26 protein-coding genes and 1 pseudogene are annotated in these 25906 nt (G+C 39.5%); 17 read left to right on the top strand and 10 right to left on the bottom strand.

The window, feature by feature from the left end; genetic code table 11:
* Nucleotides 1-556 precede the first annotated feature (556 nt).
* Nucleotides 557-2065, bottom strand: coding sequence for a DUF3344 domain-containing protein (locus MSBR3_RS02150; protein ID WP_048106141.1), 1509 nt, complete (start codon nucleotides 2063-2065; stop codon nucleotides 557-559).
* A 232-nt stretch (nucleotides 2066-2297) separates the two neighbouring features.
* Here MSBR3_RS02150 and MSBR3_RS19855 point away from each other — a divergent pair, with 232 nt between their 5' ends.
* Nucleotides 2298-2507 carry a hypothetical protein gene (locus tag MSBR3_RS19855; RefSeq protein ID WP_155396663.1) on the top strand — a complete coding sequence of 70 codons (210 nt, stop codon included), beginning with the start codon at nucleotides 2298-2300 and terminating at the stop codon, nucleotides 2505-2507.
* A 610-nt stretch (nucleotides 2508-3117) separates the two neighbouring features.
* On the opposite strand, the gene MSBR3_RS21300 is transcribed toward MSBR3_RS19855, so the two are convergent.
* Together MSBR3_RS21300 and MSBR3_RS02140 are read right to left on the bottom strand one after the other, a co-directional pair.
* Entirely contained in the window at nucleotides 3118-3243 is a 126-nt protein-coding gene (locus MSBR3_RS21300; protein ID WP_268989106.1) for a hypothetical protein, read from the bottom strand.
* Between the two features lie 549 nt (nucleotides 3244-3792).
* Complete coding sequence (locus MSBR3_RS02140; RefSeq protein ID WP_048106139.1) at nucleotides 3793-4107, bottom strand: DUF3303 domain-containing protein; 315 nt, start codon at nucleotides 4105-4107, stop codon at nucleotides 3793-3795.
* 876 nt (nucleotides 4108-4983) lie between these two features.
* On the opposite strand from MSBR3_RS02140, the gene MSBR3_RS02135 reads away from it, so the two are divergent.
* The 13 genes and pseudogenes from MSBR3_RS02135 (at nucleotide 4984) to MSBR3_RS02075 (ending at nucleotide 16835) form a co-directional block, all read left to right on the top strand.
* On the top strand, nucleotides 4984-5619 hold the full coding sequence (locus MSBR3_RS02135) for a cohesin domain-containing protein (protein ID WP_048106137.1): 636 nt from the start codon (nucleotides 4984-4986) through the stop codon (nucleotides 5617-5619).
* Between the two features lie 4 nt (nucleotides 5620-5623).
* A complete protein-coding gene (locus MSBR3_RS02130; protein ID WP_048106136.1) occupies nucleotides 5624-7012 on the top strand; it encodes an ABC transporter substrate-binding protein in 1389 nt (462 codons plus the stop codon).
* 4 nt (nucleotides 7013-7016) lie between these two features.
* Nucleotides 7017-7292, top strand: a complete 276-nt coding sequence (locus MSBR3_RS02125; RefSeq protein ID WP_048106134.1) for a hypothetical protein — start codon at nucleotides 7017-7019, stop codon at nucleotides 7290-7292.
* A gap of 181 nt (nucleotides 7293-7473) precedes the next feature.
* On the top strand, nucleotides 7474-8100 hold the full coding sequence (locus tag MSBR3_RS02120) for a class I SAM-dependent methyltransferase (protein WP_048106131.1): 627 nt from the start codon (nucleotides 7474-7476) through the stop codon (nucleotides 8098-8100).
* Between the two features lie 407 nt (nucleotides 8101-8507).
* The gene (locus MSBR3_RS02115) at nucleotides 8508-9584 is read left to right on the top strand and encodes a FecCD family ABC transporter permease (protein WP_230627696.1); all 1077 of its coding nucleotides are present in this window, start codon (nucleotides 8508-8510) and stop codon (nucleotides 9582-9584) included.
* Nucleotides 9581-10354 carry an ABC transporter ATP-binding protein gene (locus MSBR3_RS02110; RefSeq protein ID WP_268989105.1) on the top strand — a complete coding sequence of 258 codons (774 nt, stop codon included), beginning with the start codon at nucleotides 9581-9583 and terminating at the stop codon, nucleotides 10352-10354. The genes MSBR3_RS02115 and MSBR3_RS02110 overlap by 4 nt, the downstream gene beginning before the upstream one ends.
* A gap of 720 nt (nucleotides 10355-11074) precedes the next feature.
* Complete coding sequence (mntA, locus tag MSBR3_RS02105; protein ID WP_048106128.1) at nucleotides 11075-11518, top strand: type VII toxin-antitoxin system MntA family adenylyltransferase antitoxin; 444 nt, start codon at nucleotides 11075-11077, stop codon at nucleotides 11516-11518.
* Entirely contained in the window at nucleotides 11515-11736 is a 222-nt protein-coding gene (locus tag MSBR3_RS02100) for a HepT-like ribonuclease domain-containing protein (RefSeq protein WP_048106126.1), read from the top strand. Before mntA ends, MSBR3_RS02100 begins: the two co-directional genes overlap by 4 nt.
* A 346-nt stretch (nucleotides 11737-12082) precedes the next feature.
* A complete protein-coding gene (locus MSBR3_RS02095; protein WP_048106124.1) occupies nucleotides 12083-12478 on the top strand; it encodes a VOC family protein in 396 nt (131 codons plus the stop codon).
* A gap of 656 nt (nucleotides 12479-13134) precedes the next feature.
* Nucleotides 13135-14124, top strand: a complete 990-nt coding sequence (gene amzR, locus MSBR3_RS02085) for an archaeal metabolite-sensing zipper-like regulator AmzR (protein WP_048106121.1) — start codon at nucleotides 13135-13137, stop codon at nucleotides 14122-14124.
* A gap of 954 nt (nucleotides 14125-15078) precedes the next feature.
* Nucleotides 15079-15345: a hypothetical protein gene (locus tag MSBR3_RS02080; RefSeq protein ID WP_048106120.1), complete on the top strand. Its 267-nt coding sequence runs from the start codon at nucleotides 15079-15081 to the stop codon at nucleotides 15343-15345.
* A 131-nt stretch (nucleotides 15346-15476) separates the two neighbouring features.
* A pseudogene (locus tag MSBR3_RS20835) lies at nucleotides 15477-15698 on the top strand (IS1634 family transposase); the annotation flags it as partial.
* A gap of 162 nt (nucleotides 15699-15860) precedes the next feature.
* Nucleotides 15861-16835 (top strand): carbohydrate kinase family protein, encoded by a 975-nt coding sequence (locus MSBR3_RS02075; protein WP_048109898.1) that lies wholly within the window; start codon nucleotides 15861-15863, stop codon nucleotides 16833-16835.
* Between the two features lie 212 nt (nucleotides 16836-17047).
* Here the strand turns inward: MSBR3_RS02075 and pspAB are convergent, their stop codons facing one another.
* From pspAB to MSBR3_RS02050, 5 genes are all read right to left on the bottom strand, one after another.
* Nucleotides 17048-17647, bottom strand: coding sequence for a PspA-associated protein PspAB (gene pspAB, locus MSBR3_RS02070; protein WP_048106117.1), 600 nt, complete (start codon nucleotides 17645-17647; stop codon nucleotides 17048-17050).
* A 128-nt stretch (nucleotides 17648-17775) separates the two neighbouring features.
* Nucleotides 17776-18660, bottom strand: a complete 885-nt coding sequence (gene htpX, locus MSBR3_RS02065) for a zinc metalloprotease HtpX (RefSeq protein WP_048106115.1) — start codon at nucleotides 18658-18660, stop codon at nucleotides 17776-17778.
* Between the two features lie 534 nt (nucleotides 18661-19194).
* Nucleotides 19195-20052 (bottom strand): 4Fe-4S binding protein, encoded by an 858-nt coding sequence (locus MSBR3_RS02060; protein ID WP_048106113.1) that lies wholly within the window; start codon nucleotides 20050-20052, stop codon nucleotides 19195-19197.
* Between the two features lie 221 nt (nucleotides 20053-20273).
* Nucleotides 20274-20612: a branched-chain amino acid transporter permease gene (locus MSBR3_RS02055; protein WP_048106111.1), complete on the bottom strand. Its 339-nt coding sequence runs from the start codon at nucleotides 20610-20612 to the stop codon at nucleotides 20274-20276.
* A complete protein-coding gene (locus MSBR3_RS02050; protein WP_048106109.1) occupies nucleotides 20612-21472 on the bottom strand; it encodes an AzlC family ABC transporter permease in 861 nt (286 codons plus the stop codon). Before MSBR3_RS02050 ends, MSBR3_RS02055 begins: the two co-directional genes overlap by 1 nt.
* A gap of 322 nt (nucleotides 21473-21794) precedes the next feature.
* On the opposite strand from MSBR3_RS02050, the gene MSBR3_RS02045 reads away from it, so the two are divergent.
* The 3 genes from MSBR3_RS02045 to MSBR3_RS02035 all read left to right on the top strand — a co-directional run bounded on the left by MSBR3_RS02045 (nucleotide 21795) and on the right by MSBR3_RS02035 (nucleotide 23986).
* Nucleotides 21795-22205, top strand: coding sequence for a hypothetical protein (locus MSBR3_RS02045; RefSeq protein ID WP_048106107.1), 411 nt, complete (start codon nucleotides 21795-21797; stop codon nucleotides 22203-22205).
* 244 nt (nucleotides 22206-22449) lie between these two features.
* Nucleotides 22450-23328: an NAD(+) diphosphatase gene (nudC, locus tag MSBR3_RS02040; protein WP_230627692.1), complete on the top strand. Its 879-nt coding sequence runs from the start codon at nucleotides 22450-22452 to the stop codon at nucleotides 23326-23328.
* Between the two features lie 229 nt (nucleotides 23329-23557).
* Nucleotides 23558-23986, top strand: a complete 429-nt coding sequence (locus tag MSBR3_RS02035) for a hypothetical protein (protein WP_048106103.1) — start codon at nucleotides 23558-23560, stop codon at nucleotides 23984-23986.
* 274 nt (nucleotides 23987-24260) lie between these two features.
* On the opposite strand, the gene MSBR3_RS02030 is transcribed toward MSBR3_RS02035, so the two are convergent.
* Entirely contained in the window at nucleotides 24261-24986 is a 726-nt protein-coding gene (locus MSBR3_RS02030; protein ID WP_048106102.1) for a TetR/AcrR family transcriptional regulator, read from the bottom strand.
* Nucleotides 24987-25032: 46 nt separating this feature from the next.
* Entirely contained in the window at nucleotides 25033-25833 is an 801-nt protein-coding gene (locus MSBR3_RS02025) for an EFR1 family ferrodoxin (protein ID WP_048106100.1), read from the bottom strand.
* Nucleotides 25834-25906 lie beyond the last annotated feature (73 nt).

Genomic DNA, 25906 nt, shown 5'->3' with positions numbered 1-25906 from the left:
AAAAATATGGAATCACACGTTGATTTTGTACATAAAAGCCTAAGTTTGACAGTTTGATTTTTATGTGGGAAGATTGTTTTCATATCCGTTGGAATGATAAGTAATATTATTTCAACAAATTTTTGCCCATTTTTATGATTTAATTTGACAGATGATTCTCTTTCTCTTGATGGCTATTTTCATCATTTTTGATCAAAGTTTTGGCGTAGAATTTGACAGATAGCATGAATTAACGGCTAAAATACAGATGCTATATAAAAAGTCGATGTCAGAAGTGCCAAAATGGGACAAAAATTTCTACTCATTTAACTTATAGTGATTGTAAAGCTGGAAAATTAGAGGAAATTTGATGAAATTTATAAATACTCTCAATTGATTTTTGACGAAAAATTGAGGCTTCTCACTTAAATTGAATTTATAATGTCAAATTAAGGCAAAAATATAAAATAAAAAAATGAAAAAAAGAGGTTTTAGAAAACCCTAATTTCAATAAATCACTTGTGAATTTTTTAGACCTGGATGATTGTATGTTAATTCTTCATCTCAAAATTTATGTTTATGATTTAAGTACCAGCTTTATATAATCTGTTTCAATAGTTGAATGACTACCTAAACCATCATCTGGATACTTCTGTTCCGCCAGCACAATCACTTTGTCATTGTTGATGTAGTTCCCAAGGTTAGTTGTTTTTTCTCCAGTCAAGATATGTTCGTCTTCATCATTAGACGTGGCCAATGTTTCATAACCAGTTCCATTCCAGATGTAGAGGTTAACACCATCATCAGCTTCAGGATCGTCATGATAACCTTTACCATTCCAAGTTACATTGATAGCATCTAAATTAGATACATTGGAACAACAACTTACGTTGAATACAAACCGGTGCGCTGCATGTTTGCCTTCGGTGGCAGTCACATCAGGCTGGAAACTCTGGTCGTCATATTTAATCTTGTTGTACTCTGTCGTTGAGAATTCGTTATTCGGATCATTGTTGACAGTTGGTGGCAAGCCAGAAGCCTGGTCTCTATACGCAAATAAACATATTCCTGCTCTCCCCAGCGTGTTATCGCTGAAGTCATAGATAAGGGATTCGTCCTTTACAGTCAGCAAAGCAAGCGGGACCTTGAAGTAGCCGCTGTAATTTCGATCAGTATCAGTCACATTTCGGCCGTAAGTCATATAGCTGTTTCCAGAAATTAAATCTGTGACGTTCCAGCTCTGCCACTGGAAGTATGATCCCTGATGAGGATTGTCCCACGGCAACTGCTCAGTATCACTATTGAAGGTATAGTTCCCGTTAAAACTCGAAAGTGGGAGAACAGTAAGATTAGCTTCCCCGGGAGTATAAACGGCAGACGTATCGAAGGTAGTATTCCCGGTGTAAGGAAGCCCTGCTTCATCTGTCACATATGAGTCCGTGTCATGGCCTTGAGCCACCCAGTAATGAGTTACGTTACAGTTTTCACAGGGATCTTTGTTGTATGCCACCACCAGGGTAATCATCTTTACCCGGCCGTCAAAGGAAAGATCGATTTTTGTGGTTGCAGCCTGCACATTCACGGTCTGCCCACTGATCTCATCTGTGAGGTCGTACCACATCAGGTAGTCGCTTGTCACACGGTTCAGGTGGTCGTTTAACCAGACTGGACCAGTCCCGCCTAAACCTGGGAACGAGTAAGCAGTATCGAAGGTCTCTTGCTTTTGGATCTCATAAGTGTTGTCCCCGTTTGCATCTATGTCGATAGTCACATTGCCCCGGTAGTTGTTTTCCATGTGTCCGTCATAAACATCAACGTAGAGCCTGGCCCACTCAATGTCGGTATAAGCAGGTAGAGTAAACGTTTTTTGTGCGGATGTGGCAAACCCGGGATAAGCATCAAACCACAGGTCTCCGGTTACTGTCCCGGATGTTCCGTTCGCAGTTATGAGGGAAATTCCTCCGAGGTATGGGTCTGCCGCCGCAAGAGGTGCAATCGTAAATAATAGTATCAGTACACCTATGGGGAGCAGGGGGACGATTGGCGTTGTGCCGCCTATTTTTATCAATGTTTCCTTTTTAAACATAAATATATTCTCCAAGTTTTATCAATTTTTTTAGTTTAGTTTGATTAAAATTCCCATCTGAGGGAATGGTTGGCTAATTTTTTCTTTGAATGCCTGCTACTCAAATAAGGATCAACTTAATGTTTTTTCGAAAATTGGCAGCAGGTTTTATACTTTCAGCGTCTTTCTGTTTTGTGGAGTCACTTCATTTCCTGGTCCATTATCCAATTGTTCTTCCGGGTGTTCGCCTTCGATGCTATCCGCTAGGTATGCGAAGAAAATCCAGAAGAACTCAAACAGGGGCCTGGAAATCGACTCCTGTCATGCTTTTTTTGAGCCTTGCTCCCTGAATGGGTTTCAGAGAGTTTTTCTGCAGTCCGGAGGGGCAGACGGCAGGACTTTTTTACAGGTCAGCATGATGCTGTTTTCATACATGCCCGTACCTTACCTATATCATGCTTAACCTATCAGATAGTAATAAGGATATTAATTTAAATTTATCTATTATCTCGAAAATTTATCTGATTTTCTCCTATTAAGTGCTAATTATATACAGATATTTAATATGAAATTTTAAATATGTCTGTAATTTTATTATATATTATTCAATATTGGCTAGATATCATTTATAGAAATTGGAAGAAATAAATTTCAAAAAAACTATTGTTGACCGGTATCCTAGGCATTTCATACCATTCTCATAGGCTGCTTATCTCGAATTTGGTTGTGTCTCTATTAAAGCAGTCATGCACTTATTAACTTAAATTATGCAGTAATAATGAGAAATTCAGACTTGTGAGGCTTATTTAATTATATATAATTTTTTACAATAGTTTCTCATTAAAGCGAATTATTTTACATATTAAGTAATAAAAATTGCTATTATTATGAAATAACATCTTATTAAAAAAAGAGAATGTTATATAGTATGGCCCCATATATAATTAGTCTGAAATATGACGTAAAAAACGAAAAAGTGTATAAATATTATTTCCTGATGTCTGAAATTTCACGCCTTTAAGCGCGGGTAGGCGGGAGTTGCAAGTTGAGAATATTTTGGAAAGGATTCGCATCTATTTGTCAGGTCTTTTTTGCCAGGCTATCGTTGAGAGCTCCGAGAATTCTACCTTTCCGCAGGTTCTCATGGCTTTATCAAATTTTTTGATTTCTGCGCCGTCGCCGTCCAGGACTATTCTCATAAAATTGCTCCTTAAAATTTACCCGAATAATAATTTAAACTGCGGATTGTTCCCGGATTTTAGACATCAGTTTTTTCAACGGCTCTTTAGAGGCCGCTGAGCGACACTATCCAGTAAATTTATATAGATAGCCTGAAATAATACAACAGAAATCCGAGAATGGATTTACTTATATCCCTTTCCGGTCATCCTCGACGCTTTTTGGCAAATTCGTCGAGCGATACTGTGCAGTAACTGTGCACAGAGCATTCAAAATGGATAAAAGGACCTGAAAGTAGGCTTCTTCACCTTCTGTTCAGATTCTTCTTATCCATATAACACGAATCACCTGATAAGGTGATTGATAGCCGGGGAATATATCTCTCATCCTCGGTTTCTCAAATGTAGTGGCATATTTTTGGTTATAGAGGGTTCTTAAGGCAAGTCAACAGGTCAGTAAGTTTCACTTTCCTGAACTGTTCCCTTTTTCTTGCCTATCAACTTTTTTCCGGCAGTATATTTTTAAGAACATATTATCATGAAATTCTTCGCAATAATTTCTCCGGATTGTCAATTTTTATACTGTCCAATTTCTAGGTAACTCAATTTTTCCATCCGATATATTATGGACTTTTTAACATCATCGGCTTCTATGACGGGAAAAACATCAATCTGGCATAAATCAGTAAACGGCAAATTATAAGCCAGATAGTCTTTGACAGTTTCTACGTCAAACAGAGTTATCACACGCCCTCCTCCTGCATCAAACCACTGATTGATGACCTTCAACCCTTTTGGAAAATCCATACTTTCTACCTTTTCCCATCGTTTAAATAGCTCTGTAGTATTCTTAGGGTCAAAGGTTGTTATGTCTAACAACAACATATTCTATTCCCTGTCCAGTTTCATAATTCATAACAATTTAATATGTAATATAGTATATAGTACGTTTGACTTATAAATATTTTGTAGATAGATGAAAAATTAAATTAAATGAATTTATTCTTAATTTTAATTTAAAGTTGTTTAAGACCTCAAAAAGAATCAGAACAGTTAAAATTTGTGGAGTTTTTAAAAATTTATGGAATTCCCTAGTAGTCTCTTACGTCTTAAAACTTAGATTTACAGGCTCAATATTTACAAAATCTTCATACTTTAGATGGCTTGCTGGAGTTCACTACGAGTCGAATTTTCCTGTGGGTATTGCTGGCTCTTGATTTGCAGCTTTTTTTCGATAGACATACTTTGTCGTAAAAAAGAGTATCATTTATCGTGAAAAGTATCTGGTTGCCATTAACAGAACATAAATTTTCTGCTTTAACTCTCTTTATAAAACTCCAAATTCAATGGAAAATAGTAATAATAAATTATGGAAAAATAATTGTCTTATATTAAGTAAAGTGGATTTGAAATAAATATAATGTTAAATAGAAAGATTAATATCTTACTTATTTATTACTTTTTTGAAAATTAGTGTGAGCACATATAAACAAAGTACCTGCAATTTTATTGAAATAATGGGAAAGAAGCAGCTTCCTCTGCTAGTATTCCAAAGTGCCGGAACGGCATTAGATTCGTAGCTGTGATAGGTAGCATTATTATGCAACATTATTATGCAGCATTATTATGGCATTATTAGGCGTAGCAGCATTTTTATGATTTTGCCATTCCAGCACACGAGATAATTAAATCTGTTATCCAGCAGCAAAGTTTTGACCGATATTGAAATAGCCTATATTTAGAGGGCTCAAGGGTGATCGGATGAAAAAAAGTTTATGGACGGAGTTGAGGAGAGAAATTCTCTTCGGGATTTGTTTTGCTGTACTGCTGGTGTTTGCGGCAGTTCCATGCCAGGCGCAGCAGACGACTGTCAGCTTAAACACAACTGAGCTGGTAAAGGGAAATACGGTTTATGCAACCGTAAATATCGATAATGTTGAAAATCTTGATGCAGGACAGTTTGATCTGGTGTTCAACCCGGATGTCCTGAAAATTGTCAGCGTCGAAAACGGTAGTATTGGGAGTACGGAAATACCGGTACAATGGAGCTCAGTTGACAGCAAGACGGCAAGAGTGATCTTTAATCTGGAAGGAGTTTCCGGCGTCAGTGGATCTGGAGAACTGGCCAAAATCGGGTTTGAAGTGATGAGTGACGGAGAAGGAGACCTTAAAATTTCTAACGGGCTGCTAGGAAACACCGAAGCTAAACGTATCGATACCATCTGGGGAGATTCCAAAGAAGACGGAAAAGAAGAGAATGGAAAAGAAGAGAACGGAAAAGAAGAGAATAGAAAAGAAGCAGCTACGAAACAAGCAGCTACTCCCGGATTCGAAGTAGAGCTCTCTTTGATTGGTTTGACTGCAGTAGCCTGTCTGGCCAGGAGTAAACAGAGGTGATAACATGAAAATAGAATTCCTGGTTGGAATGGTCATTGGTTTGATTCTTCTTACATTACCCGCATTTGCATCGGATTCTCTAAATTCATCCGACTCTATAAACGCATCTGACCCCTTAAACTCATCTGTTTCTGCGAATGTATCTAATTCTGCAAATGTATCCAATTCTGCAAATGTATCTAATTCTGCGAATGTATCCGATTCTGTGAATCTGTCTGACTCTGAAACTGCATCGAATGTCACACTCAGCGTTCTTGGAAATTCGAATGGAGACGAGACCATAGATGTGAAAGATGTGGAGTATACTGAAAGCATCATTCTGGGCTCTAAAAACCAAACGCAATTTGCAGATGCAACATGTGATAACAATATCAACATACTTGATGTAACTAAAACCGAGCTGATTAATCTTGGAAAAGCGAAAGAGCTTACTCTTGTTGACGGAGCTGGCAGGCAGGTAAATGTAAGTCTGCCTGTAAAAAGGATCGTCCCCACGGACTATCGTACTACGGAAACTTTGCTTGCTCTCGGAACAGGAGACATGATTGTAGGAGTGGACAAAGCTTTTCATGAGCGTATGGCTGAGTTTGGACTTCTGGATCTTCCTGAGGTTGGAGTGCACGGAAAATCGGTTAACTACGAAATGGTTCTGACTCTCAAGCCCGATATAGTCCTGTTGCCTCTCTCGCAGGCAGAAAATGCCAACCAAATAGCCGACAATCTTCCTAATACCTCTATTGTTGTAATGGGCCTTTCCTCCAAGAAAACAATATACTCTGACTTAACAACTATGGGTTTTGTCCTGGGGAAAGAAAAAGAAGCAAATGAACTCCTCAACTGGATGCAGGGCTATGAAAATCTCGTAAAGGAACGTACTAAAGACCTGAAGACCAATGACATGCCAACTTTCTATTATGAGTATATGTCAGAAGGAGAAGATAAATGGCAGTTGATAACCCCGAACGATCCCAGTGCAGGCCAGGTAGCTGAAAGAACAGGAGGGAGCAATATCGCCACAGGATTAGCCGGCAATTCTGTTGAAGTGGACCCTGAGTGGGTAATAGAGAAAAATCCTGACTTCATGTTTGCGGATTTAATGAAAGGATTTGACAGTGGTCCTGGAAAAACAGAAGAAGATATGAAAGTTTTGCTGGCGAAAGTCCTCTCAAACAGACCAGGGTTCGAGAAGGTAAATGCTGTGAAAAATCATAGAGTCTACTTAATAGATAGGGATATTATCGGAGGACCAAGGTGGGTAATAGGTCATATCTACTTTGCCAAATGCATGCATCCTGAGCTTTTTAAGGACATCAGTCCTGAAGAAATTAACAAAGAGTATCTTAAAAAGTTCCATAACATTGAGGTTCCCGGAACCTGGGCTTATCCGGAGTAATAACATGGTTCAAAAAGCTTTCCAGAAGGAAGCCTTTTCACCTTTTTTTGAGGAAAATCTCCTCTATATCGTACGGGGCCATGAGATCTGGATTGAGAATTGCATGCACAATTTTTCCCCAGGAGATTCCATAGCATGTGACCTTTGCTCTGGACATAGTATGAAAAGTGGCAAGGTGGTTAAGATCGAAAAAATGACTCCTACAGTCTTTGGTACCTGGGGAAAAATCATGCTGTTGAGGTCAGTGTCGCAGAAAGACAGTATATGGAATACATACTGACAATCGTGATTTTCCTATTGAAGTGACAATTGACCAGGAAGGCATAGTTGACATTGATCTGAAAAAGTGGAAAGTGAATGTTAAAAGTTGGGCACAAAGACCCTGAAAAAAAAGCAAAGGGCCTGTATAACAAAAAGGTAATGACTGCAACTTTTACTATAATGGACGTAGGTGAGAACATATGGAAGTAAAGCCTCAAATTAGAGAATGGTGGGACAATGCAGAACACGATTACGATGCCATTGCAGCACATGGAGTTCATTCTGAAGCAGAAAAGAAACTCTGGACAGAAGCGATCACCCAGCTCCTTGGAACCGGGCAGAAATTAAAAATTCTGGATATGGGAACAGGCACCGGGTTTTTAGCTCTGCTGCTGGCTGAGCTGGGTTATGATGTCACAGGTGCAGACTGGGCAAAGAGTAAACTGGAAAAAGCAAAAAAGAAAATGGAGATAGCCGGAAGTTCCGTGAATTTTGTTGTGGAAGATGCCGAGAATCTCTCGTTTGAAGCTGAGCAGTTCGATGCGGTTGTCAGTAGACACCTGATCTGGACTCTTGCAAACCCGGCTTCTGCATTTAAAGAGTGGGCGAGAGTGACAAAGCCCGGGGGTAAGGTACTGACGGACATTCCGGCCAGACATTCTCATCCCGGAAACCATCACTTTGGAGGAGAGATAGGAAAAGAATTGCCTTTCTACAACGGAGCTGACCCTGGAGAGCTAATCAGCATGTTTGAAGCGGCAGGGCTTGTGAACGTATCTGTCAAAGTGTTCGATAAAATGATGCTTGTAGAAGGAGAAAAAGAATAAGCCATGGTAATTGCTTCGATGTTTCGTGCAGTTGAACTCTGGATATATGTATTTCTTTTCACGGACGTTGGCATACTGATGGCGAGTACCGCAGTTGAGTTCAGGACATTTGATCGATTATTTCGGTAGAAAAACCGATACTGCACGTTTTCGAGCTATGCTAAGCCTGAAAAATAATCTCGGTAAGTGCAGTTTTAGGTGGGATTGATAGTCTTAACAATTCCTGCTCTAATGCTGGTTTCATGAAGATTAGACAATTCATGAAGATTAGACAATTCATGAAGATTTAGACAATCCATGAAGATTAGATAATTATACCATTATCAGTACGTTTGAGGCAGCACTTACCGAATAAAAACCAGTTGAATGAAAAACAATAAATTGCCTAATGTAATGGATGTGTATCTTTGGAGACAAAACAGTATACGTTGACTAAAGAAGAGGTTAGAAACCGGTACAATAAGCTTATCGGAAAAAAGGTCTTCTTTATTTTCTTCCTCCTATTCTCAATAATTCTCGTATCAGGCATATCCGCCTCTATGGGATCTGCAAACCTATCTATATGGGAGATTTACTCTTCAATACTGCACAGGTTATTTCCAGCTTATTTTGAGCCGGGTTGGCTTGCCGATGTATGTACATGGAACCTCAGGCTTCCCCGCATATTTATGGGAATAGTTGCTGGTTTCGGGCTTGGGGTTGCAGGCTGTGTAACGCAGGCAGTACTCAAAAACCCTCTTGCAAGTCCCTATACGCTCGGTATATCTTCGGGTGCCGGCTTTGGGGCGTCTCTTGCAATCCTTACAGGCATAAGTGTTGCTGGAGGAAATTACCTTGTAATAGGCAACGCTTTCCTATTCGCACTATTATGTTCTTTTATAATCCTTGGATTATCAAATCGAAAAGGTGCAACGCCTGAAACCATGATTCTTGCTGGCATCGCGATGATGTATTTGTTTGCTGCAATGACAACAATCCTTCAATACTTTGGCGAAGCTGAGGCTGTAAAGGAAGCTGTATTCTGGACAGTAGGTGACCTTGATAGGTCCTCCTGGCCTAAGGTCACTATCATACTCGGCATACTAACATGTTGCCTCCCTCTGCTCATAATAAAGTCACCTGATCTCAACCTGATGGCTGCAGGTGATGAAACTGCAGCAAGTCTGGGCGTGAATGTCAAACATACCCGGATTATTTTAATGTCAATCACGACTTTGCTTGTTGCATGCATTGTGTGCTTTACTGGAACAATCGGATTCATAGGCCTGGTTGCTCCGCACTTCACGCGAATCGCAGTAGGAGGCGATAACAGGTTTGCTCTTCCGGTATCCGGCCTTCTTGGTGCGTTACTGCTGACTAGCGCAGACCTTGTAGCAAGAAGAATTCTGGCTCCAATAATTCTTCCTGTCGGAGCAATAACTGCCTTTATGGGCGCTCCGCTTTTTCTGTATATGATCATGAAAAGAAAGAGGGAATACTGGTGAAACTGAAGGTAAACAATGTTGAATTTGCTTATAAAAGTATATCTGTGCTTGAAAATGTATCAATGGAACTGAACCGCGCAGAAGTTCTTGGCATTGTAGGTCCAAACGGTACCGGAAAGTCCACCCTGATCCGGTGTATTGACCATATACTGAACCCGAAAAGAGGAAGCATATTACTGGACGGTCACAATATCAATAAAATGAGCAGAATGGAGATTGCAAGAAAAATGGGCTATGTGCCGCAGAATCTTGAAGGTGTTTTTCCTGCTTCTGTTATAGATACCGTTCTTATGGGCAGACGCCCTTATCTTGGATGGAAGAACAGTAAAGAAGACCTGGACTGTGTACTGGAAGTGCTGGAATTGCTTGGAATGATGGAGTTTGCCATGAGAGATATTAAAGAAATCAGCGGAGGTCAGCAACAAAAAGTACTTATCGCACGCGCACTTGCGCAGAAAGCAATCATCCTTCTTCTTGACGAGCCAACCAGCAATCTTGATATAAGGCATCAACTCGAAGTCATGGAAATTATAAAGAACATAGTGAAGAATAAAGGAATATCTGCAATAATGGCACTTCATGACCTGAATCTTGCTTCCAGATATGCCGATAGAATAATCCTGATGAAAGATGGCAAGATATTTGCCGTTGGGAATCCGACTTCAGTTCTCACCGTAGAAAATATAAAAGAGGTCTATGGTGTAAGAGCTCTTGTGAAAGATGATGGAAAGAATCCCTATATCATTCCACTAGAACCTGCAACAAGTTAACGAAGCTGCCATTTATATCTGAACTTCAACGAAATTAACAGTACAAAAGTAGTCCATCTACTCCATAACTCCTTTCTTCCTCCATAATCCCTTTCTTACTCCATAATCCCTTTCTTACTCCATAATCCCTTTCTTACTCCATAATCCCTTTCTTACTCCATAATCCCTTTCTTACTCCATAATCCCTTTCTTACTCCATAATCCCTTTCTTTTTCCGACTATCTCTTCAAACTCTCTAATTTCTTAGTTATTACTTAAATCTCTCTTCAAACTCTCTACTTTTTTATTTTTTACTCAAATCTTTTACTCAAATCTCTTGCATTCCTTCACCTCATTCCCGCATCCTAGCTAAAGCTAGAAGATTCGATAAAAACCTCGTAAACTCTTTTTAATTCATAACCCTTAGCAAAACCAGCTTAAGATGCAATAAGAAAGGAAGTCTTCTTGTAAAGCAGCAGTACGATGACGAATCACAGTGAGAAGATCACAGAGAGCAAGAAGGATTTTGATAGAAACTGCTCAATTAGCAGCAAGAAAAGTAGTAAGTTAAAAGAGTTTTGTACTTATGTATTATGCTTATGTTTTATGCTACTGTACAATCTGCATGATCTTGAGACAGCTTGTAGAGAGAAGTTCTAAAGCTAAATAAGTTATAAACCGAAAGTAAGCATTAAGATATAAAACCAATTAGACGAGAGTTAACACCTTACGGTTGATTATATGCAGTCAGAAATTGTAAAAATAGGTTTAAAAGAACTTGAAACAAAATTGACAGAATTTTTCTCCGGTGAAGCCCATGTGGTGGTTGCTTACCTGTTCGGTTCAATCGCCAGGGAAGAGGCAAGCTGCCTTAGTGATATAGATATTGCTGTCCTTCTTGACGATTCACTTACCGGAAAAGAGGCTTTTAACCTTCAGCTGAGATTAATAGTTGATCTGGGAGACCTTCTGAAAACAAAAAATGTGGACCTTGTTGTACTCAATGACTCCCCTCTGCTTCTGTCATTCAACATTATACGCGATGGAATTATTTTGAAGTCCGATGAAAGGAAAAGAGTGGGTTTTGAGACACGGATAATGTCAAGATATTACGATGAGCAGTACTATATTGAAAGGCACATGAAAAGAACAATTGAAAGAATGTCAAAAGGCAGGTTGAAATGAGGCAGGAAATAATCGACAAGCTTGAACTACTTGAAGAGTACATAACTGAAACCTTTGCTCGAAAAATTGAACCTGCTGCAGGGTTCAGAAATGTGCTCGTACATATGTATGCAAAAGTAGAGCTGGATAGGCTTTACGAAAATCTTCAAAAAGGCACTGAAGATATGGAACTTTTCGCTGAATATATTGCTCAGTTTTTAGCTAAAAAGAATATTTAATATTTTTTAATTCTTTACCAAAAACCACTGAAAAGTTCAAGTTTCTTATCGGTTTGATAGATAACTTGAATGTTAAAAACGAAAAATCGACAACAAGAAAAACCGGTCTGAGTCTTCGAGTTTCATCAGAATCTTCTCAGAATCCAGAATCCCCCCAGAATTTTCTCAGAATCTAGAATTTTCTCAGAATCTGGGATCTTCTCAGAATTTAGAATCTCCTCAAAATCCCCTAATAGTTTTCTGACTTCTATACACCATTACGGATCAGAAAACCAAGTGTTTAAAAAAGTAAAGCCTAAATTAATATATGAACATCATCCAAACTATCTAATTAAAGCAGGGGGTAATTCTCACGCCAAGAGTAATTCATTTTGAGATATATGCAGAAGATATTGCACGAGCTAAGAAGTTCTATCAGGATGTGTTCGGCTGGAAAATAGAGAGGTCGGAAGGTTCGGTAGAATACTGGAGTGTAATCACCGGCAAGGGAGACGAGCCGGGAATCGACGGCGGCATTATGAAAAGGCAGGGAAAAGAACCAAAAGCGGATACGCCAATAAGTACCTATATCTGCACAATAGGTGTCCCGAATCTCGATGAATACCTGAACAGGATACAGAAACATGGTGGCAAAATCACTATGGAAAAAAAACCAATACGTGGGGTCGGCTGGTACGCTTATTGCCTCGACACCGAAAAAAACATATTTGGGGTAATGCAGCCGGACGCAAGTGTTAGGTAAGCTCTTTTTTATCATATTTTTGACACTGGTCCTAGTTCCCCGTACTTTATTCTCGTGTTTTGTTTTTCACTTCATTTTACCACGTGTATACAAATTTGATTACTGTATTTCCTCAATTAAAAATATTCAACAAATATGGAACGTTTTTGCACTGTAACGAAGTCATATATCATTTTTTTGAAGTATTTCATAGTCCGCTTCTCAACTTCCACATGGATGTTACCCCATGCCCGAACATCAGCAAGTTCAGCAGTCCAAAAAATAGGATACCAGCTTTGAAAAACCCGTAAGGTGGCTATCAAATTATCATCCACGGATCTGGAAATCAAGAAAAGATACCTGAAGAAAACAGACATGCAAAGAGCTTCAGGCAGTTAGATAGAGAGGCTTGGAATTTAAATGTTATACTTTAAAACCCTTAAATTAAATTTAGTATATATACTTTTCTCTTACATTTCCTTTTATTAATTCACTTCTTCTAATCAGATCTTTAAATTAATTTTAATTTTCAAGTCTCTACCTTCTGATGCCCTCCGAAAACAAAATCACAAGCTTTTTTATTTATTGTATACTTTTATGTTTGCGAAGCAAAAAATGTAAATATTCAAAATTTTTGCAGAAATTCCTGCAAGATATTTTGATCACGGGAGAACCAAATGCCTAAAACAGTTTCGAATTCAGCTAAGAACGGGGACAGTAGACAAAAATCATATAAATATTTAAGTGAGACGGCTTTATGCAATGCTCTGGAGATGGCAAAGGAGCTGATCTCGGTGATAAATAAGGTTCCTGTCACGGTTTTCCTCTGGAGACCAGAGAAATACTGGCCTGCTGAGTTTGTATCAGAAAACATAAAGAAATTCGAGTATACTGCCGAAGAATTTACATCCGGAAAACTTCTTTATGGCAATATCATACACCCTGATGACCTGGGAATGGTTGAAAGAGAACTCTCAAGAAGAATAGAAGAAAATTACGTGGACTATTCTCAAGAGTATCGTATCCTGACTAAGTCAGGCGAAATACGCTGGGTTGATGAAAGGACTTTCATTGAAGCCGATGAAAATGGGACTGTAAAGTACCTTATGGGAATAGTCATGGATGTTACTGAGCGGAAAAGAAAAGAAAAATTGCTCTACATCCAGAGGGATCTGGGCATCGCATTAAGCACTTCGAGTTCCCTTAACGAGACTCTTGAGAAACTACTGGATTCCTGCCTCCAAATTGATGAAATTAATGCCGGAGGTATTTATCTCATAGATGAAGAAACAGGAGATATGACGCTTGCAATTCACCTTGGTTTTTCCCCCATTTTTGTCGAGCATGCCTCTCGTTACAGTGTGAATTCCCCTAATACTAAACTTGTTATGATAGGACAACCGGTTTATAAACAACATATAGACCTGCTTCTCACTTCGAGAGATGATGCACTCAGGCGTGAAAACCTCAGGGCTACCGCAATTATCCCCATAAAATCAGGAAGAAAAGTCATTGCAGCTTTTTATCTTGCCTCGAGCCTTGAACTCGAGTTTCCAGATAGTGTACGTACTGCCCTCGAAACCATTGCGACGCATTTCGGAGTCTTCATTTCCTGTATCCGCCTGGAAGAAAAACTAAAAGAATGTAGAAACAAGAGAAAGTTTTAAATAAGCTTTCTTTTTACCCTTCACCTCAATCCCGTCCAGATCCCGTCCAGATCCCGTCCAGATCCCGTCCAAATCCCGTCCAAATCCCGTCCAAATCCCGTCCAGATCCCGGTTACGTTTACAGTTAGGCTTACTACTTCCCGAGCAGTCCCGGGAGAGTCACAGAGAATTCGGATAATCACAGATTTCTAAAAATAACCAAGTAGTTAGTATTTTATGCTGTGCCACATGTCAATATTATTGAATTTTTAATATTATTCCGTCAACCCTACAGGGATGTACCCATGCCCGAGCACCAGTAAATCCAGAAGTTCAAAAAAATGAATACTGTTTTCAAAAGCGAACAACTCCCATAAGCCAGACTCCCTTCTCTAATCCTTATTCTATCATCCAGCGTGCCAAAACCAACCCGAAATCCCTCACTCATGCTGACATTGTGCAGCTTCAGCGTACTATTGGAAACAGGGAAGTTGGCAGGTTACTTTTAAGTATCGGAAATTCTTCCACAGTTCAACAATCAACAGTCCAGCGTCAAGAAACTCCAACGAAAGAAGAAACATGTCCATCCTGCGTGCAGAGGCAAGAAGTGCGTGTGGCTACTTCCTCCAATAAGTTCCAAATAATATATTAAGCCCGGAAATGGAAGGATAAAAGAGAATATCTACTGGGGCTTGGCAGGTCTTATCTGATCGTGTATGAAGATGGTGGTTACTTGTGTGTTCTTTCTCTTAATCAAAAGTCGTTAGGATGCCTGATACTCTGACCAGAAACTCTTATATATTTTATATATTGAACAATTACTAATTTACGGAAAAAGTAGCACGGTGAAAAAGATAGAACGAACTCGAAGACTCTTATGAGAGCATTATGAGAGCGCTGACAGAAAATAGATATAACTGGCTGCCCATCGAACCTTAAATTTAAAGAGTTATTTCATAGAGTGGAGAAAATTATATGACTGTTATAGATGAGCATATTGTTGACCAGAGTAAGTATATTGTTGATGTCGCATTGAAGCTGCGAAATCTCGATCTTGAAATTGCTAAAAATCCAAACTGCTATGAGCTTAAATCGAGACGATTTAAAGTACTGGAAGACCTTCACGATAAAACTCGCGCAGAGATGGTGCAAGCTGCAGCAGAGCTTCGTAGAAGTAAAGATAGAGAGGGGAATCATTGTGCTGACTGCATGAGATGTGATTTATATAAGGAGTTTGTTTGAGTCATAACTGTGTCCGCTGGAAGCTGACAAAAAAGCGATTAAGAATGAGATGATGTTTGAGCTGCTTTTCATCGGCTTTGAGGAGAAACTTGGAGCAAGGGATTTTTTTTCCCCTTCTTTTACTTTAAGGGAAAAGAATTAAGGAATTTGAAGCAACAGAAAAACCCCTTGAAAGTTTTCTAATTGTGAATTTGCCTGTGAAGCCGATGCAAGGATAGCGGCTGAACATGGCTGAAAGAGAATGAATTGTATAAGTTCACAAAACTTGAGATAAAAACCAAGTCTCAGAAATCGAAAACAAGAACGTAAGACAAAGGAAAGGTGAATATGTACAGACTTTCCATGTATATGATATTTTACGGTTGACTCGACACTGGTGTAACCTCAAGAATATAAAATATTAATAAAACTCAGGTGGAATCTTCAATGACCAACATTCTTTTTTAGATCACTCAAGCTCTGCATGGTATTCACAGGTCAAAGTGTTATCACTCATGAGTCAATATACCGTATTGATGAATGAAAATTCTCACCCCCTCCACATTAAGCCAATTAAAGCCCTTACTTTCGGGGAAGCCCTTTTTGATATTATCAAAGGTTCAGCCCACCTTGGAGGAGCTCCGTTGAACCTTGCAGCCCACCTTGCAAAATTGGGAGCAAAACCGGCTGTAATCACGGCGGTCGGAAGGGATCAACTCGGAAAAAAACTACTTTCCCAGGCTGAAGCAATGGGAATTGACATTTCTTACATCTTAATTGATAAAAAGAGGCCCACAGGAACGGTTACTGTCGAACTTCAGGCTGAAGGAATCCCGGTTTTCAAGATTAACAAAGGTGTTGCCTGGGATGAGATTACGCCGGACGAAAAAGAGTTTGAGGCTCTTTCAAAGGAAGAATGGGAGGTTTTTTGTTTCGGGACCCTTGCCCAGAGATCGGAAGAAAACCGAAAAACCCTTCAAAGGCTGTTTTCGGAAATAAAAGCAAAATATTTCTTCTATGATGTAAACCTGAGGACAGAAAATTACAAAAAAGAATGGATACTGTCTTCGCTCAAACACACAACGATTTTGAAGCTGAATGAGGAAGAAGCCTCAATTATTTCCAGCTTCCTTTCCAGCACTGCCGGCACCTGCAAACCTTTTACTTCTTACAAAGCTTTCTGCCACCTAATTACCGAAAATTATCCTGAAATTTCCGTTATCTGTATCTCAAGAGGGCCCAGAGGAGCTGCGGTTTACCATAAAGGAGTTTATGAGGAAGTAGGAACCACTCCTGTCGAAGTTGCAGACACCGTCGGAGCCGGAGATGCCTTTTCCGCAGGTTTTCTTTACACATATCTCTCAGGATACGGAGTTTCAAAAGCCGCTTCAATTGCCTGCATTCTTGGAACATATGTTGCATCAAAATCAGGTGCGGTGCCCGAATATTCAAAAGAGCTAATGGAAGAACTCAAAGCTCAAGGATTAAACCTTAGCTTGATCAAAATCTGAAACTGATCAAAACCTAGAACTAATCAAAAACTGAAACTGACCAAAAACTGAAACTGACCAAAAACTGAAACTGACCAAAAACTGAAACTGACCAAAACTTGAAATTGATCAAAACCTGATTGGTTATGAAGGATTAAGTTGAGTAAACTTGATTAAAAATCAAAGAAAAAATAATTTATAAAATAAATTGAACTTCTCGGCGTTGCAGTTTTTTAGAATGGAATTCCCCAAAGGGGATACCACTTTTCAACATTTTCTTCGATAGGCATTTCTCTTTCCATTTCCGCCCTTAACTTAAACTCAAAAGGATTGTCTCTCTGCTTGCCGGAAAGTGGGACAAAGGGGTAATAAGTTCCCTGTTTAAAATTGTAGATCCAGTAAACAGCTTTTCCACGGCTAGAGTTTCCAGCTTCGGGTTCGCTGTCAAACCTGTAAATAGCGCAGAGAAGTTGCCCGCCAAAGCCATGTTCTTCAAGGGTTTCACTTACAAGGTGAATATTTGCAACAAGGTCTTCAAAGTCCGGGTCTTTAAAAATAGCCCACAGAAAATTGAATTCGTCTTTTTCCAGCCTGAACTCGGTTTCCGTTTCCTTTGAACTGTACTCCAGAAGCTCCTGAATTTCCTTTCGTGCAGATTCGTATGCTGAAGCCCCTATTGGCTTAAAACATATCCCTGCCGATCCTGAGGGCTTCAGGCCAAGATTGCTTTCCAGAGTGATACTGGCTGTAGACATTGCAAATAGTTTCTCACTTTTTGCTTTTGGAAGTGTACTCTTACCGAGAATTGCGTCCACAAAATCGCGAAGACCCATTTAGTCTCTCCTTTTTAATTCGTGTCCTTAATTCGTATTGTTAATCCGTTTTCTTAATTAGTGTCCTGTTAAATGAGATATCATGACCAGAATTCTTCCTGTGACCGGAATTTTGCCAGTACATCAGGTTAGCCCAGATCCTGCTGCATTTTTTCAAGCTTGGCTATTCTTTTTTCCACAGAGGGGTGAGTGGAAAAAACATCCATAATGGACGAACCCGAGATTGCGGGGATGATGAAAAAGGCATTCATTCCTTCTACTGACCTGAGGTCTTCGCTCGGGACTCTGGACATGACTCCGCTTATCTTCATTAGAGCTGATGCAAGGTTCGACGGCTGTCCGGTAATAACGGCTGCACCCCTGTCTGCAGCATATTCCCTGTAGCGGGAAAGGGCCCGAGTAAGTAGAAAACTGACAACCCAGACCGCAAGTGAAACTAACCAGACAAGCAAAATGCCTCCGCCATCTTTTCTCCGGTCTCCTCCCATACCTCCAAAGTAGATAATATTACGGACAAAGTAAAAAGCCAGGGTTGAGATGAAACTGGCAATTGTCATGACAGCCATATCCCTATTTTTTACATGAGTAAGTTCGTGAGCAAGCACGGCCTCGAGTTCGGCTGGAGAGAGTTTATCCAAAATTCCTGTCGTAACTGCAACAACAGCGTTGTTCTGGTTCCTGCCCGTTGCAAAAGCATTCGGAACCTGAGTCCTGACAATTGCCACCTTAGGTTTTGGGAGATCAGCTATTGCGCAGAGCCGTGTAATTATCCCATGCAGTTGTGGGGCTTCGTTTTCAGAAACGATCTGTGCGCCGGTTGACCACAGTACCAGCCTGTCCGAATAAAAGTACTGGATGGCCATGAAAGAGCCTACAAAAAGCATCATAAATACCGGTGGAGTCCCGTTGTACGAAAGAAACGCCAGGAAAAAAAGGTAAACTGCTGCCAGAAGAAACATCGTGAAAATCATCCGTCCCTGAAGTCCTAAATCCCGTTCCCACTTTCGTTTCATTAGTTACTGCTCCTGAGTATGATTTAATATGTCAATTACGTTTAGGTAAAACTTCAATCAATCACTCGTGAAGTAAAGTGCTGTTGCTGAATTGCAACTAAAGTAAAGTGCAGTTAAGTATGATTATAGTTAAGTGCGATTATAGTTATATGCGGTTAAAGCTGAGTGCATCTTAAATGATAACTAAATCTGAGTTAAATTATAATTAAATCTATGTTAAATGAAATATTAAACCTACAAATATTAAATATACTGTATTAAGCTTACAAATATTAAATCTGAAAATATCAAACATACTGATATTAAACTTATAAATATAGCTTCCGTTAAAAGGAAACCAAAATCTTGTAAGAAAATACTTACAAAATATGAATAAAAGAAATACACTTTGAAATTGTAATGTTAGCAGTAAGTAATAATGAGGTTACAGGAGTTTCAGGATAGGTTCTCAAATAAAAAAAATAAATTAAAAGTGCTAACATAAACAAAGAAACTGTAAGCCATTTAGGTTGAAATTAAGGAGTTCCACAAGACTCAGGAAAGGACTTCTTCCCTGTATTTGTCAATACCAAGCCTGTCAATGAGTTCTCCTAACCTTTCCCCATCAAGGCCTTCTCTCCTGTAATACTTAAAGGTTTTTTCAAGAACTGAGAACAACTGTTCCTCGTCTGCAAGCTCAAGGAGCTTTATCCCTTGCATGGGCTGACGTCCTGCCTTGCCCCCTACAAAGATTGTGCATCCGGTTTTTTCTGCCCTCAGGGCATCTTTCCGACAGGCTGCAATACATGCTCCGCAGAGGATGCATTTTTCGGTATTTATAAAGGCTTTATCTTCCAGAACTTTTACTGCTCCCACCTTACAAGCCTTTTCACAGCGCTTGCAGCCGACACAATTTTCCCCGATGGTTTTGGGCCTTACAGTACCCATGACTCCAAAATCATTTTCCTGAGGCCTTACGCAGGCTGAAGGGCAACCTGTTACTGCAATTTTGAGCTTTTTGGGGACAGATTCCCCGAAATATTTTTCATCGATCCTGCATGCTATGCTCTCGCAGTTAATTAACCCGTTCCTGCAAACCCTGTCTCCCTGGCAGGCAACCACAGCTCTTACCCTTTTTCCGGCAGAACCTCCAAAAATACCCTGCTTTTCAAGTTCTTCGTTTGCTGCTTCCGCATCTTCAAGTTTAACAAAAGGAACCTCGATCTGCTGTCTTGAGGTTATGTGAATGTAACCGGAGCCATATTTTTCGGCCGCGTCCGCAATTGCCCGCAGTTCTTCGGCATCCAGATTCCCACTCACAACCTTCAGCCGCATAGAAAACATATTTTCCTGCTTCTGAGGCAGGAATCCTTTACTTTTAAGTAAAGACACATCAATTTTTTTCTCATTCATATAAGGTCACTTGTTGTAGAAGCATTATTATTAATGTGTATAAATATTTTTGTTTTTTTCAGTTGGCTTTTTTAATAGATTTTCGGCTTTTAACAGAATGCAGCTTTAACCGAATCCCGATATATGAAGAATTTGGAAACATACCCCTATATCAGAGAAAAACAGGAGATTTTTGTCAGAGGGAAGACAAAGAAATCGGATTATGAAGGCAAGAGAAAAAGTCAGAGAAACGAAAAAAAGTTAAACTGCACGAGTACCATATAAAGCACTGTCCCTGTAAAGATGCTGAGCATGGCATTTCTTTTCCAGAAGTGCAGCCCGGCAACGACACCTATGGTGAACAGTTCCGGGATTCCGTAAGGAGCTGTAAGCCATTGAACGTCTTTGAGGCAGTAGATAACAAGCAGCAGGAGAATCATAGGAGGCAAATTTTTCTCGATAACCGCAAGCATTGCAGGTGGTTCTCTTGAGCCAAAAAACAGAAAAGGAAGAGCTCTTGTTGTAAAGGTTGCAAGCGCTATGACTGCAACGGTTATGAGCATTTGAAGAGTGTCCAGCATCAGTTTTCCTCCTTGATTTTGTCCTCAACAGGCTGTATAGATGTGTCAATCGACCGAATTCCATTCTGTATTTCTAAAACTCCCTGTATTTTCTGGCTCTTCTCCGTTATCTGTATTTTCTGCATTTCCTGCTTTTTTTGTGTTCTCTGTATTGACTTTTCCCTGCCAATCAGGATCAGCGTTCCGAGAATGATTGAGGCAAGCAACATATTGTCAGAACTAAACAGAATAAGAGAAAGCGCTCCTGCACCGACTGCAGCTATGAACGGAAAGCGGGCCTCTGAACTAAAGTACTGCTCTATGGTCAGCACCACAAAAAGCGCAGTCAGCACGAAACTCATGCCATCAAGATTAAGATCCAGGACAGAGCCAAGTGCAGCTCCCAGAACCGAACCTGCGATCCAGTACAGGTGGTCAAGGGCTGCAATATAAAAGTAAAACTTTGATTTCGAGCTGCTCTGCGGGACATCAGTTGTGGTCAGGAGAGCATATGTTTCGTCGGTCAGCGCAAAGATCAGGTAAGGTTTAACTCTGCCGATCCCGGAGAACTTTTCAAGCAGAGACAGCCCGTAAAAAGCGTGCCTGAAGTTCAGAAGCAATGTGGCTATGGCAAACTCGGTTAATCCTGCACCTGCAGAAAGTAGAGCTACTGCCAGAAACTGCCCTGAGCCTGCATAGACAAAAAGGCTCATAATAAAAGCATAGATCCAGTGATATCCTGCACCGTCAAGCAGAAATCCAAAAGCCATTCCGAGAGGTATGTACCCAAGAAGCACAGGAATTGTAGTTTTGAAGGCGATGGTAAAAAGATCTTTGTTCTGGTCGCCTGCCCCTTTTTTCTTCTCTCCGTTTCTGGCCATGTTATCTATCTTCTGCTGCCCGTGACGTAATTCCCTTTTGAAAATGAAAAACAGGAATTATATTTATCATATATATCTTTTGTCAACACAGAATTACTTCAAAGCTAATTTGAGATCCTCCGGGAATAAAAACCGTCAGCCTGATTCACAGTTAGAAATCAAATTTGCACTGGTGTACTCAACTGCAAATAGTGCGGCAACGAGCTATATTCGCACCATTTCTTAAAAAGTTTGACTAAGAAAATATTGTCTGTTGTTAAATATGCCACATTAAGATTGTTTTTTATATCTCCTATAGTATAGTCACTATGGGGAGAAAAAAATGTCAGGAATAAACACTTATGAGTCCATGTTAATTTCTTTTAATCTACAAAAAATAGCCTTGATACTTATCGTAACTGGGTTCATCATATTAAGGATAGGAAAATTGAATAAAGAAAAATTAAACAGACATGATATTATATCTACATTCGGATATTTGTTAGTTGTCTTATCCGTCCCATATATGATTAATTTTACATATGATATTATAGTTTCACAAACAGTTTCTTCTGTAATTTTAATCCACTCTTTAATAGGAATTGTAATTTTACTTCTGGGATTTGTTGTTGTGATTAACAGAAGAAGCTGGAAAATTAAAAGGAGATGGAAAACTAAAGCTAATATGCAAACTCTTTTAGTTTTATGGCTGGTAAATTTTATATTAGGGTCATATATAGCTTTACTCACTTAATAGAATTGTATATGACTTTACTCACTTAATAGAATGTGTATAACTTATTTACTTAATACAGCTGTTAATTTTACTACTTTACTATTTTCATTAAAATTTTGTATGTTCCGGCAGGAAGCTTATCTCAAAAAATGAAAAAGGGTTATGGCAGATCTCAAAGCTTTTGAGTATAAATACTCCTGAAATAAAATGCTCCTAAACAAAAATTTTCCTGTAATCATATATAGAACAAAAAACAATAATTATGAACATTATGACCCCAGTAGACAGGGAAAGTCACACTTGCCCGGAATTCTTCCCGGAATTTATCATAGGCATCGAGCCGCCAGCCAACAGGACGGAAAAAGCACTCTGGTTCATTTTTCGGGGCCGAGAGATTCTAATCAAGCTTAATAAAAATCCAGGAGCAATTCCAAAACTGCTAAACCTTGGAGAAATCGGGCTTTCGGGAAATCGGGAACAATATCTTGGAACTCTTGATGGAACCCATTGTTATTCCGTGGAACTTCCTGAAGACGCACAGGCACCTGAGGGAATGAAATTTGCAGATCTCAGGCAAGCTTATTCGGAATTGAATGAGAAGTGTTTTGCGCTGGTGAATAAAGCCGTCCAGATTATGGAATGGGATAGAACTAACCAGTATTGCAGCCGCTGCGGGACAAAGACTGTGCAAAAACCCGGAGAGAGAGGTAAGGAGTGCCCTGACTGCGGTGAGCTTTTCTATCCTAGAATCTCTCCTGCCGTGATCGTACTTATCCGAAAAGAGCATGAGATTTTACTTGCAAGGTCCCCGAATTTTCCGACAGGAAGGTACGGTTTGATAGCCGGTTTTGTTGAACCTGGAGAATCAGCCGAAGATGCGGTAGTGAGGGAAATCAGAGAAGAAGTTGGAATTAAGGTCAAAAATATCAATTATTTCGAAACACAGGCCTGGCCGTTTCCTAATTCTCTTATGATCGGGTTTACTGCAGAGTACGATTCCGGTGATATCCAGCCAGATGGGTTCGAAATCGAGGATGCAAGATGGTTTTCGGTCGAAAACCTGCCTGATCTGCCTGGAAAAATAAGCATTGCGAGAAAACTGATTGACCATTTCCTTAAAGAAGAAGGGCTGGAAGTTTAAAGCAAGATTGAGAAGTCAATTTTCAACTCAGAGTTTTATTCTTTCTGCTGTAACCTTTTTTAATTATTTTTATCATTTTCAGTATCATTTTCAGTATCATTTTCAGGATGTTCATCGGACTTGCTGTGTGCCAGGCCTTTTTTATCCTATAACTTGAGTTCAGAGATACTGTATCAATGGTGTTAAATGCCAGTGAAATCTTTACAAAATATAACGGAGTTAAAATAACATGACCAAAAAGGTTACAAATTTTATAATTCCATTTGTTATTACAACTATTATTTTACTGGCATATTTTTATCTTGTACATGGTTTGCCTGTTGCTCAAGAACTGGAAAAAACGAATATCGTATCTGTGCAAATTATGCAGGAAAACAAAACCATTACTCTTACTAATAATGAAGATATTGAGAAAGCTGTCAATGTTGTGAAAGTATTAAGTTTTCATTTTGGAGAAGCTAATGGTGGACCTGCAGATACGATGTGCACATTTTATCAGAGAGATGGTTCCAAAATAAAGATAGGAACAAATAATGACACAATTTTTAAGAATGACAGGCAGTATGTTGGTGTTAATGAGTCATGTCGGTTTTTTGAAAACTTAGTTCAAGGTCTTTTCTTCTCGGAAACGCTACAGGGTGGGAAATTGTGTAATTAACGAATGAGCTTGCCCCAAAATTTGATTTAACCGTATTAACTTTGAGACAGGCCATTATAAAGAAAAAAACCATGCTATCAATTGTTTGATGATCAATTTGTAACTGATTGATATATGATTGATATATGATTGATATATGATTGATATATGAACAAAACCGATCTTATGATATCGGGCTGAACTCGCCTGTTTGATATGGAGTAGGCGATAATCAAAATTATAAAATTCAATAGAGACAAAAAACTCAACCTTGGATTCAAAAAAAATTAAAAGTTTAAGATTTTTCTTTCTTTTTTCCCTCAGGTGCCAAAGGCTCGGTTAAAAAAAATCCAAACGATGCGAAATCTTTGACATCCATTTTGTGAGAGTTCTCACCTGAAGAGATAGCAGGAGTGATGAAACGGAAAAACTCACTGGCAAACTGCTCGTAGCTGAAACCCTCCGATTCGATCACCAGTTTCCATTTATTTTCCATTGACAAGGTACCCATGAAGGAGATCATAAGGTACATCGAGGTCAGGAACGGATCGATATCGGCACGGATTGTACCGTCATCGATACCCTGCCGGATCGCATCCCGCAGGAGCAGACGGCAAGTACCGTATCCTTTTCCGATCTCTGCGGTACACGGGTTTTCTTTGGAAAAACGCTCAGAACCGTAAAAATGAATCATGCGAAGATAATCGGGATATTCCTGTGCATACTGGTAATAAGCCTGGCCCATCAGAGCTACCTTGACAATGCCAGGCACCTGTTTCTCCATGCATTCCGTGTATTTTTCTTTAAGGATCTGGATACCACGGAGTACAATGGTTGCAAAAAGCGTCTCCTTATTTTTAAAATATAGATAAATAGTAGCCTTATTCAGTTCGACCTCGCGGGCGATGTCTTCCATAGAAACATCTTCATAACTTCGAGAAAAAAAGAGACGTTCGGCTGCATCGATAATCTCTGTTTTTCGCTGTTCCTTTTCTCTTTGCCTTCTATCGGCGATTCCCATAGTTTTACTCCACTTGACTCATATTTATAAACTTATGTTTTATTCATTAGATAAAACATTCAGGCTCCTTTCGTTGGCTATAGAGCGTATGGAGACGCACTGATGCGTCTTTAACCAGCCCGGGTTTCATCGATCTGGCACTTTGCGGGCAGTTTTTGATACACGCACAGCAAGTAATGCATTTTTCTATATCAATCAAAAGGGAATTTTCCGCATCAACAGCACCTACAGGACACACCTCTGCACAGGTTCCGCACTGTGAACACTCATCACTGACTGCGATAAAATCAACAGTCCACAATTTCGTAACTCCTCCATAAGGATAAGTGCCAGGAACATGCACATCAGAAAACTGAGAGATTGAGGAAACAGATTGCAGCTTCTCACGTATTTTCTGTCCAAATACTTCTGCATGGTGTAAATCATCTTTATCTGGACGTCCCTGTGCCGTTGGCGTCTCGGAATTTGAGAATGAGTGTTCTCCAAGATATGCTGCACAGGCAATGGGAATACACCCACATTTAGTTAAAAGATTTTTTAGTTCGAGTAATGCATCTTCGTATGCCCGATTGCCATAGACAACAACACAGACCGTTGGTGTATTATGAGCTTGAATTGTATGCAGCCATTCATCTAATAATGCCGGCACTCTTCCCATATAAACAGGAACTCCAACTACAAGCAATTCATTTTCCGATGTCTGCAATGATTGTTTTCTTGCATCCGGTCTGATAATATCGATTAATTCCACGGTGCCTGGATTAATGCCATGCGCAATGCCCTGAACAACTGCTTTTGTTGTTCCGGTAGGTGAAAAATAAACTAATTTCACAGATTTTATTTTCATTTCATTTACTCCATCAATTTTGTAGGATTCTGCCCGGAGGTAATCTCACTAGAATATTGTAACTAATGGTTAT

Source organism: Methanosarcina barkeri 3 (assembly GCF_000970305.1).
Lineage (GTDB): Archaea > Halobacteriota > Methanosarcinia > Methanosarcinales > Methanosarcinaceae > Methanosarcina > Methanosarcina barkeri_A.
This window is presented reverse-complemented; position numbering and strand designations above follow the sequence as displayed.